The sequence below is a fragment of the Methylophaga sp. UBA3613 genome (genome assembly GCF_002375415.1).
In the GTDB taxonomy this organism is placed as follows: Bacteria; Pseudomonadota; Gammaproteobacteria; order Nitrosococcales; family Methylophagaceae; genus Methylophaga.
The window spans coordinates 131,075-146,208 of record NZ_DFLS01000005.1; the positions used below are offsets into that span (position 1 = coordinate 131,075).

Below are 15,134 nucleotides of genomic sequence, written 5' to 3' on the forward strand. Positions count from 1 at the left end.
TAAATTAACCACGTTGCCGTTTTTTCTGCATCATTTCTTCAACAAACGGCATCAAAATAATTTCAATGGCCAGACCCATTTTGGTTCCGGGCACGACCATATTATTGGGTCGTGACATAAATGAATCTTTCAGCATTGAAAGGTAATACGGAAAATCTGCCATCTTAGGATCTTTAAAACGGATAACACACAGACTTTCATCCGGGGTGGGAATTTCCCGCATAACAAACGGGTTGGAGGTATCAATTAATGGCACCCGCTGAAAATTGATATGGGTGCGGGAAAACTGAGGCGTAATGTGGTGAATGTAATCCGGCATACGCTTCAAAATAATATCGACAACAGCATCCTGAGAATATCCACGGTTGGAACAATCACGTTTGATCTTCTGGATCCACTCGATATTGATAACCGGCACCACACCAATTAACAGATCGGTATATTGGGCGATATTCACTTCATCGGTAACCATACCGCCGTGCAGCCCTTCGTAAAACAGAAGGTCACTGTCATTATCCAGCTCTTCCCACTCGGTAAATGTTCCGGGGGGTTGATTGAATTTAACAGCTTCGGTTTCGTCGTGAATGTAATAGCGTTTTTCGCCACGGCCGGTTTCTGAGTAGGTCTGAAACAATCTTTCCAGCCGATCGAGACAATTGGCTTCAGGACCGAAATGCGTCATCGCCCGACCTTCGGCTTCCGCCTGAGCCACAGCGGCAAGCATCTCTTCACGATTATATCGGTGAAAGCTGTCACCCTCGATAACAGCAGGCTTAACATTGGTACGACGAAAAATATCTTCAAATGCATGTTTTACATTCGAAGTGCCTGCGCCGGAAGAACCTGTAACTGCAATAATCGGATGGGATACAGACATTCCGCCTTCTCCTTAAAGTCGCAATTTATCAGCCTTTCTGTTGCTCACGGGCAACTGCACGATAGGCAATATCCGTTCGATAATAGGCATCCTGCCATTGAATCTTTGCGACTCCAGCATAAGCCTGTTGTTGAGCAGCAGCAACACCTTCACCCAGAGCGGTCACACATAAAACACGGCCACCAGCTGTGACAACTTTATCTTGATCAAATGCTGTACCGGCGTGGAATACACGGGTATCAGCTGAATCCACGACATCCAATCCGCTAATCACATCGCCTTTTTTATAGCTGTCCGGATAACCACCAGCAGCCATGACGACACCCACGGCAGCACGGGGATCCCACTCAGCGGTGACTTGATCCAGTCTTTTATCCAATGCTGCTTCACATAACTCGACTAAATCGGAAAGCAAACGCATTAAGATGGGTTGGGTTTCCGGGTCACCAAAACGGCAGTTATATTCCACCACTCGTGGCGCACCCGTTTCATCAATCATTAATCCGGCATATAAAAAGCCGGTGTATGGGCGACCATCAGCTGCCATACCTTTAACAGTAGGCTCGATAACTTCACGCATCACTCGATCAAAAACGCTATCGGTCACTACCGGAGCAGGCGAATAGGCGCCCATACCACCGGTATTGGGTCCTTTATCACCATTATCGCGAGCTTTGTGATCCTGTGAAGTTGCCAGCGGCAGGATATGTTCACCATCGACCATCACAATAAAGCTGGCTTCTTCGCCGGTCATAAATTCTTCGATAACCACACGATGACCGGCTTCCCCAAAGGCATTCCCGGACAACATGTCTTCAACTGCAGCAATCGCTTCTTCAACCGTCTGCGCGACGATAACGCCTTTACCGGCAGCCAGACCATCAGCTTTCACAACGATAGGCGCGCCACGCTCTAGAATGTATTCAATGGCATTGGAGATATTGGTAAAGACTTGATAGGCAGCAGTAGGAATTTGATGACGGGCCAGAAAATCTTTGGTGAACGATTTGGAAGCTTCCAGCTGAGCGGCGTCCTTGCTCGGACCGAAACAGCGTAACCCGGCTTTTTCAAAGGCATCGACGACACCCATAACTAATGGAATTTCAGGGCCAACAACGGTTAAACCGATATCATTTTGCTGTGCAAAGGCCACCAGCGCATCAATATCATCAACCGCGATGTCGACATTGCGAACACCTGCCTCATTTGCGGTTCCCGGATTGCCTGGAGCAACAAAAACTTCACTGCAACGCGGTGATTGTTTCAGTTTCCAAGCCAGCGCATGCTCACGACCGCCACTACCAATGACCAGAACTTTCATTATCTTGTTGCCACACCTGCTGAAATAAAGCGGCAATGATACCGTAGATGACTGTATAACCAAACATTAATACATGGTAATGACATACCCAAGTCAGCCTATATAAGGCATAGATTGTAACTGTGGCGGCTTTTCATTATTGTGATGTTCAGCCTTTGCCAAGTGAGAAAAATACAAGTGGAAGATTTAAAAACATCGGAAGCCTGGCGCGTCTTCCGCATTCAATCTGAACTGATTGACGGTATTGAAACCCTTAATGGGCTTGGTCCCGCCGTATCCATCTTCGGTAGTGCATGTTTAACAGAAGACTCGCCGTATTATCAGGCGGCCAAACAGGTTGCACTGTCACTTTCCCAGGCAAAGTTTTCGGTTATTACCGGTGGAGGTCCCGGCATTATGCATGCTGCCAATGCCGGTGCGTTCAAACAGGGGGCACATTCGGTCGGCCTCAATATTGAATTGCCGATGGAACAAAAACCCAATCCGAATCAGGATATCAGCCTGAGTTTTCGTTACTTTTTTGTGCGCAAACTTATGTTTGTTAAATCCTCAATGGGCTATGTCGTATTTCCCGGTGGTTTTGGTACTTTGGATGAATTCTTTGAAGCATTAACCCTTATCCAAAGCCGCAAGATCCGTCACTTTCCGGTTATTTTGTATGGCTCAGAATACTGGAAAGGACTGATTGACTGGCTTCGGGCTGAAGTGCTGCGGATGGACTGCATCAAGGAAGACGATCTGAATATTTTCCATCTGGTTGATAAGCCCGAAGAGGTCTTGCCGATTATTCAGAAACATTTTGCTGATTTAGGGGCTCATCCGGAAGACGATCAACGCTTCCCAGTCTGATCTGGATCAAGAAAGCGTGCATTAGCCATCCACGGTAAAAATTGGCTGTTTATAATCATCGCCCAACTGTTTTACAGGGCTTTGCTATGCAAAATCAGCTGATCGTGAACCGCCAACTTATCCAGAAATACGATACGGCCGGACCGAGATACACCTCGTATCCCACCGCATTGGAGTTTGATGAAACCTTTAAAACAAAGGAATTCATCGAACACGCCGAGTTATCCAACCAGCGCGGCGGGCCACTGTCTCTGTATTTCCATTTACCGTTTTGCGATACCGTGTGTTTTTATTGCGCCTGCAACAAAATCATCACCAAAAATCGCGATCATGCTGCGCCATATCTTGAAAACCTCTACAAAGAACTGGCCCTTAAGGCCGCATTAATTGATACCAGCCGTCCGGTGACGCAACTGCACTGGGGCGGTGGCACACCGACATTTATCAGCGAACAGCAAATGCAGGATCTGATGACTGAAACCCGTCGGCATTTTCATATTGCTGACGATGCCGATATCTCGATTGAAATTGATCCCCGTGAAGCTAATGCCGATACCATCGCGTTGTTAAAGAAAATAGGCTTTAACCGTATCAGTCTGGGCGTGCAGGATTTTGATGCGGCCGTGCAAAAAGCGGTTAATCGCATTCAATCCGAGGCCGAAACCATGGCGGTCATAGATGCAGCCCGCCAGCATCAGTTCCGTTCGATCAGCATCGATTTGATTTACGGTCTGCCGCTGCAAACGTTATCCGGCTTCAATACTACGCTCGATAAAATCATCGCTGCCGATCCTGATCGTATCTCATTATTTAATTACGCCCACATGCCAAAGTTGTTTAAAACTCATCGTCAGATTAAAAGTGAAGACTTACCTACTGCAGAGCAGAAATTGAGCATTTTGCAACTGTCGATCAATAAATTAACGCAGGCCGGTTATCAATATATTGGTATGGATCACTTTGCCAAACCGGATGATGAGCTCAGTCTGGCCCAGCAACAAAATCGGTTACATCGTAATTTTCAGGGGTATGCCACTCACGCCGAATGTGATCTGATCGGCTTTGGTATCACTTCGATTGGCAATATCGGTGACGCTTATGCACAGAACGTAAAAACCCTGCTCGAATACGACACTCTGCTCAAGCAAAATCAGTTACCGTTAATGCGTGGCATCAGCCTGTCAGAGGACGACAAACTGCGACGTCAAATCATTACCCGTTTAATCTGTGATTTTGAACTGAGCATTATAGAAATCGAACAGGAATACGGCATTCAATTTAAAGAATATTTTGCTGATGCCTACCCTCAGCTCGAACAATTTGCCGAAGATGGCCTGTTGCAGTATAACTGGAAAAACATTGTGGTCTTACCTGCTGGTCGCTTGTTAATCCGTAATATCTGCATGGCGTTTGATAAATACAGTCAACAAGCAAAACAGCGATTTTCCAAAGTTATATAGGGCTGATGCTGGAAAAAATCCGACAGTACTTCATATTTGGTCGATTAGGCGTAAAGCTCTATGTGCTTGCCGTTATCACCGGATTATTGGCCAGCCTTGCCATCATCCTGCTCAGACTCACCATTGAACATGGTCAAATGCTGCTATTGCCCTCCGGTGAAGTCGAAGGCTTTGCCAGCCTGCCCTGGTGGGGTCTTTTGGGCCTGCCTATTGTCGGCGGCCTGCTTATCGGCCTGCTGTTTCGTGGTTTAAATCAGGAACAACGCACCACCGGCATCCTCCATGTTATCGAACGACTCTCTGCCTATGAAGGCCGACTGCCCTGGCAAAATGCTGTTCGCCAATTTATCGGTACCAGTATTGCCATCATTACCGGTCATTCCGTTGGTCGTGAAGGTCCCGGCGTGCATCTGGGTGCTGCCAGCGGCAGCTTACTGGCAAATGGTCTGGAGTTACCCAACAACAGTGTTCGGATTTTGGTGGCATCGGGCACTGCAGCGGCCATAGCCGCCTCATTTAACACACCGATTGCCGGAGTGATTTTCGCCATGGAAGTCATCATGATGGAATATTACATCGCCAGTTTTATTCCGGTGATTCTTGCTTCCGTCACCGGCGCAGTGGTCTGCCGGCTGACCTTTGGTGACGATACGGTTTTTATCAACCTCAGCGCCGAGATGCAGTCACTATGGGAACTGCCCTACATCATATTCCTGGGTCTCGTTATCGGTGGTTTAGCCACCATTGCGTTAAAAACACTGACGCTGTTTACTAATCTATACACCAATCACCCGTCATGGTTACGGCCGGTTTATGCCGGAATTTTAATGGGCTTGTGCGGCATGATGGTGCCGGAAGTGATGGGTATGGGCTATGGCATTATCGGCAGTATTTCCGCCAATGATATTGCCATCGGCACGCTGGTCATCATCATGGTGATGAAACTGCTGTTATCTTCTGCCACCGTCGGTTTAGGCATCCCGGCCGGAGTCATTGGGCCGACCATGGTCGTCGGCGCCTGTGCCGGCGCAATATTAGGTTACTTTGGCCAGATCCTATTGCCTGAATATGCTTCATCAATGACCTTTTATGCCGTGTTAGGCATGTGTGCGATGATGTCTGCCACCCTGAAAGCCCCGCTTGCCGCATTAATGGCCATGCTGGAACTCACCGGCAACCCGGAAATCATTCTGCCGGGCATGCTCGCCATCGTCTTTTCCAGTCTGATTACGCACGATTATTTCAAGCAGGAGCCACTATTCGTCAATATGATGCGAGTAAAAGGTCTGGATTTTCGTAATGACCCTATCTCGCAAACGCTTCGTAAAATCAGTGTCGGCGCCGCGATGCAACGCAATATCGCTGTATTGAATCAGACAATCAATCGCGATTTGGCCCTGCATACACTTGAAAACAACCCGGAATGGATTTTAATCACCAAAGAACGCAATCCGATTGCCTTGATGCCCGCCAGCGACCTGGCCAGAGCGGTGAGCGTAAAAGAAGACGAAGATGAGTCAGAAATCGATTTGATGCAAATCCCGGCAACCAGACGCAATGTGCATAAAATCTCATTGCATACCAGCCTGCATGAAGCCTATCAGGCGCTTGATAAATATGAAGTAGAGGCGCTGTACGTCAGTCGACAGAGCACCCCAATGATCGACCGTATTTATGGGATTTTGACCCGGGAAATGATCGAAAGCCATTACCAATTACCCCCTTCCACCAGAAAATAAGCGAATTGGGTGTGAACAATTGTGAAATCTTGTTTATAATGTGCGGCTTGCTGCCCGGGTGGTGAAATTGGTAGACACAAGGGACTTAAAATCCCTCGACTTTGCGGTCGTGCCGGTTCGATTCCGGCCCCGGGCACCATTAAAAACAAGCACTTAGAGATAAGTGCTTTTTTTATGCCCGAAAGCCTGTGACGAATTTGTGCCATAACCCTAGGCAACCTCCGTTAATACGTTACTGGCATAAGCTGCTAGATGCTGTGGTGAAAGGTGCGCATATTTCTCCACCATTGCTAGCGTCTTCCAGCCCCCAAGCTCTTTAAGCACATACAAAGGCGTGCCGTTCTGAACATGCCAACTCGCCCATGTGTGCCTTAAGTCGTGCCATCGAAAGTCTGCAATACCCGCATTTTCTAAAGCTTTGCGCCAATCCTTGTTATTTGGATCTCCCAACCATCTTCCTGTTTTTGATACAAAGACCAGGGTTTCATGCTTACCCTTCATTGATTCTAAAACATTCAATGCATCATTGTTCAACGGCACGCCAATCGGCTTTTTACTTTTAGACTGGTCTGGATGAATCCAAGCAAGTTTAAGATCCAGGTTAACTTGGCTCCACTCCAAATTTTTAACATTCCCTTGCCTTAGCCCTGTTGCTACTGAGAACTTTACCAAAGGCTTTAAGTAATCTGGCAATGCTAATTCAAGCCGATTATATTCAGCCATAGTTAACCAACGAATCCGCTTTGCATTTTCCTTATACCTTTCGATATGAGGTACTCGAACAATCCATTCCCATTTGTGTGCTTGGTGTAGTACCACACTAATCACTGCTAGAAAACGGTTTGCTGTCGCCCCAGAGGTGTTCTCTTCCTTGATAAACCCAATCTCCTCAATAAGCCCCTGAGTAATACTATCTAAAGCCCGACCAGACAAATATGGATGCAACCATCTCAACATACTGAGATTTTTCTTGTAACTTACCGTATTTTCGGTGGTTTTAACCCACTTTAATGCGGCTTCATCCCAGGTTCGTCCTGATTGAATTCCTAAACGGTCACGTTCCCACGCGTCCTTTTTTAACTTATCGTGATATTCCTGCGCTTCACGTTTTACTGTAGTTTTAGCAGAGCACCTAACTCGGTTTCCGCTTGGCGTGGTGAAGTCAATCCACCACGTTTTACCTCGTTTATTGAGTGACATAAATTGTCTCCTGAGTTTGATTCACTCAACAACGTTCGCCGTGATTGAGAATACTGTGACCGTAACCAGTCGGCAAGATCGGCTTTAATAAAAACCCACTTTTTCCCTGGTTTTGCTGCTGGAATTTTTCCACTTTGAGCAAGCCTTCTCAGCGTTTCATGATTAAGATGAAGAAATTTGGCCGCTTCATGAATACTCATTGTTTCAACCACGGAGACCTCCCCAAGACCCACAGGGGATCTCCGTAATGATGCTTACACGGCATATTATGTTAGTTGGCGGCGGCCATATCAGTGAGGGGATGTCGTAATGTGCTGGAACTAGAATTCCAGGGTTTGCTTTCCGTTGAGCTTTAGCAATTTTTTCTAAACTCTGCTCCAGCCCAAAGCGATTAAGAAACAACATATATCTGTATGGTTCAAAAAATACATACATATAGAATGGCTCCTGTTTAAGAAGCCTCTATGATGCCAGCTAGAAAAAACAGCAATGTTATCCATATCACACTTTTAACATGTTGATATTTATTATGTTTTTATAATTTTATTTTGCATGCACTGTCAACAGAAAAAGTTTGTCTGAACAAGGTTTGTACGTTTTTAATACTGTATTACGAACATTCATTACAGATGTCCTTGAAACCGAAAATTCCGGCAATCGTGACGCATTTCGGATATTGCCGTAGAGGGATAAACTATTTACCGATTGATGCCCCATGGCCGCAGCAGTTTCTTGTCGACTCCATCCCGATGCTTTAAGGTTAGATCCAAATTGATGGCGATAGCTTTTAAGTGTGATCCGGTTTTTACGTCGAGGAAAAAGAGCTTTCGTTACTCTTGCCAGTTGATCTTGCAACAGTTTCATCGCTTTTGTACTGTCAGAACCGGATAGGAGCTTATGTTGTTTCCAAGCTTCATGTGCCGCCGTTAAGGTATTGAATTGTCCGGTATCAAAATAAAATGTCCGATCTAATCCTCGTAAACCATCTTCGGTTTTTTTGGCTGAGATAACATCTAAGCTATTGTTATCAGCATTGAATGTCATTTTGTCGATTTCACATGGTCTTACACCCGTTTCTCTGACGACTTCCAATACCGCTAATAGCGCCCAGTTTGGTTTGTTTCTTTTTAAGATGTAATGCACTATTTTGGAGTGCTCCGTCTCTAGTACTCTCTTGCAGTCACCACGTTTCTTTTTTTGAAGGTGCCTATTTTCAGGCAGGCTGACTGGATTTTTCATTTCATGAATTACCCTTGCATGATCGTACTGCCCGACATTTTCAAACATGAATGCAATCGCATTCCTTTGGATTCTCCATGCATCCTTTACCAAGTGAAAACTTAAGTTCGATAACGCATTCTGTGTCGAGACTAAATCTGCTTTGCCAGTTGGATGGTGAAGACGATAAAACCGCATCGCTATGAGCGCTTTATTTCTTTCAGATTGGGAAATATTTTTTGTTGGCATAGGCATACCCGGTATATTTATTGGATGCCTATTACCATATTAGATTGCTGAATTTTGACTGTGAGATAGATAACACTTTCGTTAATACTTTCACACCCTCTCTGGCTAGATATTAAAAAACATTTGCCTGCCAGCCCCTCACATACTTCCGCGTTATTTATTGAGCGTAAATATGTTTATTTCCCAATAAAAAAAGACAGGACTTGTGTAGAGGCATAAATGTAATTCACGGCTCACCCAAAATTTCTGCAAATGTAACCTTAAACATACTCAAAGAGTGCAATCCTATTCTATGTTAAACATGACATTTGGATAGTGATGGTATTTTGCTGGCCATAACGGCAATGGATTAAAATGATTCGTGATGTTTTTATTGCTCTTTAAGTTAACTTGATCACTTAGCCTTAATTGTGGGAAATCAGATTTACTCATCGTATCAATAGACGGTGTGGGTGAAGGTTTATCCTCGATAGCAAAGGCCATGTATGGTGCAGAAAGATCCGTATTGATAGTTGATGCATAAGCAAGATCATGGGAATCGGCAACGTTATTAGAGTAGAGCCAAAGGACTCTGCAGAACATAGCGTAATCACCACTAGCCGCTATATTGTTTAACTGTGCATTGAGACTAGCCAGCATAGGCAGATCGGAGCTATAGCGATCCTGAAAATGCTTTTTGAGATAAGAGCAGTTAACGAGATCAGCATTACCCTGACGGCAAGTATCCCAGAGTGCCAGAGGCGGGTAATTTCTCTTGGTGGAAATCACCGCAAATCGTCTTTTGCTAGTGAATTCAGACCAAGCCTGGATTTGTTCGGTATGCGTCACCGGCCGAGAGGCAGTTGGCTGTTTGATCACAATAACTTTGTCAGCCTTTACTTCCTCATATTCATCCAGCATCTGCATCGACCTGATTTCATCAGGAGTATCGATGGTTTGAATAGATGACATCTCTGATAAAAAGCTTTTCAGTATGTAGCTGATAACACCTTTCAGATCATAAACAGGCGTCATATGTATGCCTTGTTTGCAAGAAATTTTCTGGCGATCAACAAATGCCCATTCAATTATCTCCAGTACTAAATCAATATCCTTGGTAAAAATCAGAAAATGCAGATGTGGTGTGCCATCTGCCTGGGCTTCCAAAACCCTAATAGCATCAACATCAATATCGTGATAACGCAGTTTATCTGTTTGTTTACGCACTGCCTCAGCAATCAGTTTAGTTAGTTTATCCGGTGTTAAGCCATTAAATAATCTATTCGCTTTTTTAAATTCAGGTTTGAGTGTGACTGTCACGAAATAGGCTGCACGACCAGCCTCAATATTGAGTTCAGCTATTCCTGTCACTCTCGTTAAATAGGATGAATGCCTTGCGTGCTGTCGTCTGTCCTGTAGCTGAGATCTTGTCCGCATTCCCCATGGTGTCATATACATAGCTTGTGGAGCCAAATGGCGTCGATACATCACATATTTATGTGAAGCCATGCTTTTATCATTACCAACAAGGGATGAAAAAATGAAAGATGCTCTTCTAACTTGTTTACGAAGTTTTCTGTTCCAATAGGCCGTAGTTTCAGCCGATCTCAATAAGGGTCGTTGACCTTCCATGAGATTAAATGCCCTGTGTAATTCTGACCAGAAATCATCATCATAAGATAAACCACAACGTTCTATTTCCCTTAAAAACTTTGAGATCATCTGGGCCTTTTTATAGATGATCTTCCTATCAGAAAATGGCTTGATAAACGCTGGGAATAGCTCTTGTTTACGTTCTGCCAACCAGTGCTTAACCGCACCCGAAATAGCATACTCCTTTATAAGTTCATCAAACTGAATATCATAAATAGGCCTCAGCTCATCAATATGTCGTCGTTGAAGTTTCTCCAGTACTGACATATCAACTTGGATTTCATCATCTTTTACTCTAATTGCGTTATACAAAACATGACACCTTACTTTTAACTGTGTCGCCAGCATACAGACGCAATACATCGACAAACTTGATATAGGTCACAAACAAAACAGCTGATCAGATACGAAATGATGTTTAGATAAAACAGACAATTCAGTACTTGCTCCCCCAATAAAAGGGATTTATGGCAAGATTAGCGGCTTAGATACTTCTGTTCGAAAGAAAACCCAAGGATGCCCTCAGCCAATGGCCGAAAAGAAAACCACAACAAAAAACGTTAAAACCTTTGAACAAACGCTTTGGGATACTGCCGATAAACTGCGCGGCACGGTTGAGTCATCTGAATACAAACATGTCGTGTTGAGCCTGATATTTTTGAAATTTGTCAGTGACAAGTTTGAGGCAAGGCGACAGACACTGATTGATGACGGTCAGCAGGATTATCTCGACATGGTGGAGTTCTACACCATGAAAAACGTCTTTTACCTCCCCGAACATGCTCGCTGGAGCACGCTTCAAAAGCAGGCCAAGCAAGACGACATCGCTGTAAAGATCGACACTGCCCTGCATGCCGTTGAAAAAAGTAACCCATCGTTAAAAGGCGCCCTGCCTGATAACTACTTTTCACGGATGGCGTTGGATCCCAGTAAGTTGGCAGCCCTTATCGATTCGATAAACAATATCGATACCATCAGTGATAACGAAGCTGATCTGGTTGGCCGGGTATATGAATATTTTCTGGGAAAATTCGCTGCAACCGAGGGTAAAGGCGGCGGTGAGTTTTATACCCCAAAATGTGTGGTTAATCTGCTGGCAGAAATGATTGAGCCATATCAAGGCAAAATCTATGACCCCTGCTGTGGCTCCGGCGGCATGTTTGTGCAATCCATAAAATTTATCGACAGCCATCAAGGCAATCAAAAAGACGTTTCCATTTACGGTCAAGAATACACTGCCACGACTTATAAACTGGCAAAAATGAACCTGGCGATCCGCGGCATCTCCAGCAATCTGGGTGATGTACCGGCCGATACCTTTTTCAAAGATCAGCACCCAGATCTAAAAGCTGACTTTATATTGGCTAACCCGCCCTTTAACCTTAAAGCTTGGCGCGGCAATGATGAATTGATTAACGATCCACGCTGGGCAGGTTACGAAGTACCTCCCGTTGGTAATGCCAACTATGCCTGGATATTGCATATGATCTCCAAACTGTCAGAAAACGGCATCGCCGGTTTTGTGCTTGCCAACGGATCTATGTCTACTAATACCAGTGGTGAAGGTCAGATCCGACAAAAACTGGTTGAGAATGATCTGGTGGATTGCATGATCGCCCTACCCGGCCAATTGTTTTACACCACACAGATCCCAGTTTGCTTATGGTTTATCACCAAAAATAAACGCGCCCAGCAATTTTCGGATGACCGCAAACATTTTAGGGATCGCCGTGGTGAAACCCTGTTTATCGATGCCCGTAATATGGGTTCGATGATCAGCCGCGTACATAAAGAACTCACCACAGATGATATTGCCGAAATCACCCGCACCTATCATGCCTGGCGCGGTGAAGCGAAAGATGGCGACTACCGAGACGTACCTGGTTTTTGTAAATCCGCCACGCTTAATGACATTAAAACCAATGACTATGTGCTGACGCCCGGCCGCTATGTAGGTGGGGCAGATATTGAAGATGATGGTATTGCTTTTGAAACTAAGATGGCCGAACTCAGCCAGACCTTATTTAAGCAGATGGCAGAGGCTGAAAAGCTTGATTCAATGATTAAGAAAAACTTGCAGGGACTGGGTTATGGGGACTAAATGGTTAACGGCACCATTAAGTAATTTTTATTCTGTCCCTTCAAGAAATGGACTCACTAAACCAAAAAGCATCCGTGGTGAAGGATATAAATTCATAAACATGGGTGAAATTTTCGCACATGGCCGCATGCTCAACATCAAATGCGACAGAGTGCCCGCAAATGAAAAAGAATTAGAGAGCTCATTACTAAAATCCGGTGATTTATTATTTGCTCGTCAGTCATTAGTATTATCGGGTGCTGGAAAATGTTCCATATTTCTAGGCGATGATGAACCTACTTTATTTGAATCACATCTAATCCGTGTCAGACCAAACCAAGAAATAATTTCACCAGAATATCTTTATTATTATTTCAACAGTCCTATTGGTAGAGCTGAAATCTGGAGCATAACAGAGCAAGGTGCAGGCCAAGCAGGTATTCGTGGCTCTGATTTGGCAACCGTTAATGTTCACTACCCAAGCCTTCTCGAACAAAAGAAAATTGCTTCAATATTTTCATCACTTGACGATAAAATTGAGCTGAATCGTCGAATGAACTCTACACTGGAAGCGATGGCACAGGCTTTATTTAAAAGCTGGTTTGTTGATTTTGATCCAGTGATTGATAACGCGTTAGCTGCTGGCAATCCGGTCCCCGAACCACTGCTAGCCGGTGCTGAAAGCCGAAAAGCACTCGGCGATCAACGCAAATCACTTCCTGAAGATCTGCAACAACAGTTTCCTAATAGCTTTGTCCTAACCGATGAAATGGGTTGGGTTCCAGATGGTTGGAATGTTGGGCCTATTCAAAAAATTGCTGACTTAAATCCTGAGTCTTGGAGTAGTAAAAATTTTCCCCAATCAATCAAATATGTTGACTTGGCCAACACTAAAAATGGAAAAGTTGATTCGGTAACTATCTACTCTGATCAAGACGCTCCTAGCAGGGCAAAACGTATTCTTCGTAAATTTGACACGATTATTGGTACTGTACGTCCGGGCAATCGATCATTTGCATATGTAAATCAAGACGGCCTTACTGGGTTTGCTGTTATGCGACCCAAGGTAATGAGCAATCGGACTTTCGTTTACCTTTTTCTTACGCAGGATGACGTCATTGATACATTGGCGCATTTAGCTGATGGTGGTGCATATCCAGCAGTAAGACCGGAAGTCGTTGCAAACCAGATATGTACTTATCCAGCTATAAATTTACTTGAGGCATTCGATAAGTTAGTTTCACCCTTTTTCCAAAGTATCGCCGAGCAACAGTTTCAGTGCGATTCACTGTCAAATATACGCAACACGCTTATCCCCAAACTTCTTTCCGGTGAATTACGTGTGCCCGAAGTTGCATCAATTATTGACAAGCAGTTGGCTGAAGCATAATCGTTTTTTATTTACTGGCCGACCAAGCTGCTGAAGCTCTAAATCATAGAAAATCTGAATAATCTTTTAGTATCGAAACCGTCTGTGGCAGTTGCTGCTTTTGAAGTGTGTTGAGAAAGTCTTCAAGTTCGATCGGTGGATTTTTTAATGCCATACGCTGATTTTTGATCGCGCTACAACATACCGGTGGGGCCAGATCAATTTGATAGTAGATAAAGTCATCCGGGTGCAACACATCAATACCATAGGGCTTTAACGCTGATTCCGGAAAATCTTTGGCATTAAACGTGATAATTGCATCGGCATTACAGCGAATCGCTGCCGCCAAAACATGACGATCATCAGGATCCGGGAGCGCTAATGTGTCAATTAGGTTTTCATAGCCGGTCACTTTGGCATCCCGTACATGGGCATCCATCAAGTCTCTAACTTGCTCCAGTTTTTCTCGTGTAAATTTACCCTGTCTCAGTAATGCGTTGATCCATTCTTCATGGATCTGGTCGGTCCAGTAGGCTTTGAACAGATCTGTCAGTGCTAGCCGCATCAGTAAATCCCGCAATGGCGCAGGATAAAGCACACAGGCATCAAGCACGACGGTAAATTTGCTCACGTGGTTTAATAGCCCATGTTGTCTTCTTGAGAAAGTGCTGCCAGCGCATCCAAAGCTTGTGTTCTTTGCTTATCGATATTTGCCTTATATTCCATCAGATCTGTGAGCCGAACGCGACGGTGTGAACCGACCAGTCGAAAAGGCAGTTCGCCTTTTTCTAATAACTGCACCAGATAAGGCCGGCTGACATTCAGTAAATTAGCTGCTTCTTGGGTGCTGATTTCCTGATGATGAGGGATCAAACTAATGGCATTGCCTTTGGACATTTCAGACAGCACTTCAAGCATTATCTGTAACACATGACCAGGCAAGACCAACTCGTCAGCTTCACCATTACTGCCACGCAATGACATTTGCACGCGGTCGGCATCGGCATACTTAGAAAGCGTTCTGCTGGACGTCTTGGCAGCCTCAACTTCGGCGGCATTCGGTAGATGAATTATTTTTTCAGCACTCATGGTGTTTCTCGGTAGTTAGTTGTCTTTCTATCTAGTAGCTGCATAACTGCT

Annotated in this window: 13 protein-coding genes and 1 tRNA gene; 6 read left to right on the forward strand and 8 right to left on the reverse strand. The window is 44.7% G+C overall.

Annotation, left to right across the window (positions count from 1 at the left end; translation table 11 throughout):
* Window positions 1–4 precede the first annotated feature (4 nt).
* Window positions 5–877 carry a phosphoribulokinase gene (locus tag B3S93_RS05635; protein WP_292354448.1) on the reverse strand — a complete coding sequence of 291 codons (873 nt, stop codon included), beginning with the start codon at window positions 875–877 and terminating at the stop codon, window positions 5–7.
* A gap of 28 nt (window positions 878–905) precedes the next feature.
* Window positions 906–2,198, reverse strand: coding sequence for a phosphoribosylamine--glycine ligase (gene purD / locus B3S93_RS05640; protein WP_292403760.1), 1,293 nt, complete (start codon window positions 2,196–2,198; stop codon window positions 906–908).
* Between the two features lie 177 nt (window positions 2,199–2,375).
* Here purD and B3S93_RS05645 point away from each other — a divergent pair, with 177 nt between their 5' ends.
* From B3S93_RS05645 to B3S93_RS05660, 4 genes are all read left to right on the forward strand, one after another.
* Window positions 2,376–3,047 carry a TIGR00730 family Rossman fold protein gene (locus tag B3S93_RS05645; RefSeq protein WP_292403757.1) on the forward strand — a complete coding sequence of 224 codons (672 nt, stop codon included), beginning with the start codon at window positions 2,376–2,378 and terminating at the stop codon, window positions 3,045–3,047.
* An 86-nt stretch (window positions 3,048–3,133) separates the two neighbouring features.
* Window positions 3,134–4,507, forward strand: coding sequence for an oxygen-independent coproporphyrinogen III oxidase (gene hemN / locus B3S93_RS05650; RefSeq protein ID WP_292403755.1), 1,374 nt, complete (start codon window positions 3,134–3,136; stop codon window positions 4,505–4,507).
* 5 nt (window positions 4,508–4,512) lie between these two features.
* Complete coding sequence (locus B3S93_RS05655; protein ID WP_292403754.1) at window positions 4,513–6,246, forward strand: chloride channel protein; 1,734 nt, start codon at window positions 4,513–4,515, stop codon at window positions 6,244–6,246.
* A gap of 52 nt (window positions 6,247–6,298) precedes the next feature.
* A tRNA-Leu gene (locus tag B3S93_RS05660) sits at window positions 6,299–6,385 on the forward strand.
* Window positions 6,386–6,456: 71 nt separating this feature from the next.
* Here the strand turns inward: B3S93_RS05660 and B3S93_RS05665 are convergent.
* From B3S93_RS05665 to B3S93_RS05675, 4 genes are all read right to left on the reverse strand, one after another.
* The gene (locus B3S93_RS05665; protein WP_292403751.1) at window positions 6,457–7,446 is read right to left on the reverse strand and encodes a tyrosine-type recombinase/integrase; all 990 of its coding nucleotides are present in this window, start codon (window positions 7,444–7,446) and stop codon (window positions 6,457–6,459) included.
* Entirely contained in the window at window positions 7,356–7,646 is a 291-nt protein-coding gene (locus tag B3S93_RS15615) for a helix-turn-helix domain-containing protein (RefSeq protein ID WP_366928639.1), read from the reverse strand. Before B3S93_RS15615 ends, B3S93_RS05665 begins: the two co-directional genes overlap by 91 nt.
* Window positions 7,647–7,989: 343 nt before the next feature.
* Complete coding sequence (locus tag B3S93_RS05670) at window positions 7,990–8,913, reverse strand: site-specific integrase (RefSeq protein ID WP_292403748.1); 924 nt, start codon at window positions 8,911–8,913, stop codon at window positions 7,990–7,992.
* 285 nt (window positions 8,914–9,198) lie between these two features.
* On the reverse strand, window positions 9,199–10,857 hold the full coding sequence (locus tag B3S93_RS05675; protein WP_292403745.1) for a replication endonuclease: 1,659 nt from the start codon (window positions 10,855–10,857) through the stop codon (window positions 9,199–9,201).
* Between the two features lie 217 nt (window positions 10,858–11,074).
* Between B3S93_RS05675 and B3S93_RS05680 the strand changes: the two genes are divergently transcribed.
* Together B3S93_RS05680 and B3S93_RS05685 are read left to right on the forward strand one after the other, a co-directional pair.
* Window positions 11,075–12,646, forward strand: coding sequence for a type I restriction-modification system subunit M (locus tag B3S93_RS05680; RefSeq protein WP_292403743.1), 1,572 nt, complete (start codon window positions 11,075–11,077; stop codon window positions 12,644–12,646).
* Window positions 12,636–14,015: a restriction endonuclease subunit S gene (locus B3S93_RS05685; protein ID WP_292403740.1), complete on the forward strand. Its 1,380-nt coding sequence runs from the start codon at window positions 12,636–12,638 to the stop codon at window positions 14,013–14,015. The genes B3S93_RS05680 and B3S93_RS05685 overlap by 11 nt, the downstream gene beginning before the upstream one ends.
* Before the next feature lie 43 nt (window positions 14,016–14,058).
* Here B3S93_RS05685 and B3S93_RS05690 read toward each other — a convergent pair whose 3' ends face one another.
* Window positions 14,059–14,625, reverse strand: a complete 567-nt coding sequence (locus tag B3S93_RS05690) for a PIN domain-containing protein (RefSeq protein WP_292403738.1) — start codon at window positions 14,623–14,625, stop codon at window positions 14,059–14,061.
* Between the two features lie 5 nt (window positions 14,626–14,630).
* Window positions 14,631–15,083, reverse strand: a complete 453-nt coding sequence (locus B3S93_RS05695; RefSeq protein WP_292403735.1) for a helix-turn-helix domain-containing protein — start codon at window positions 15,081–15,083, stop codon at window positions 14,631–14,633.
* Window positions 15,084–15,134 lie beyond the last annotated feature (51 nt).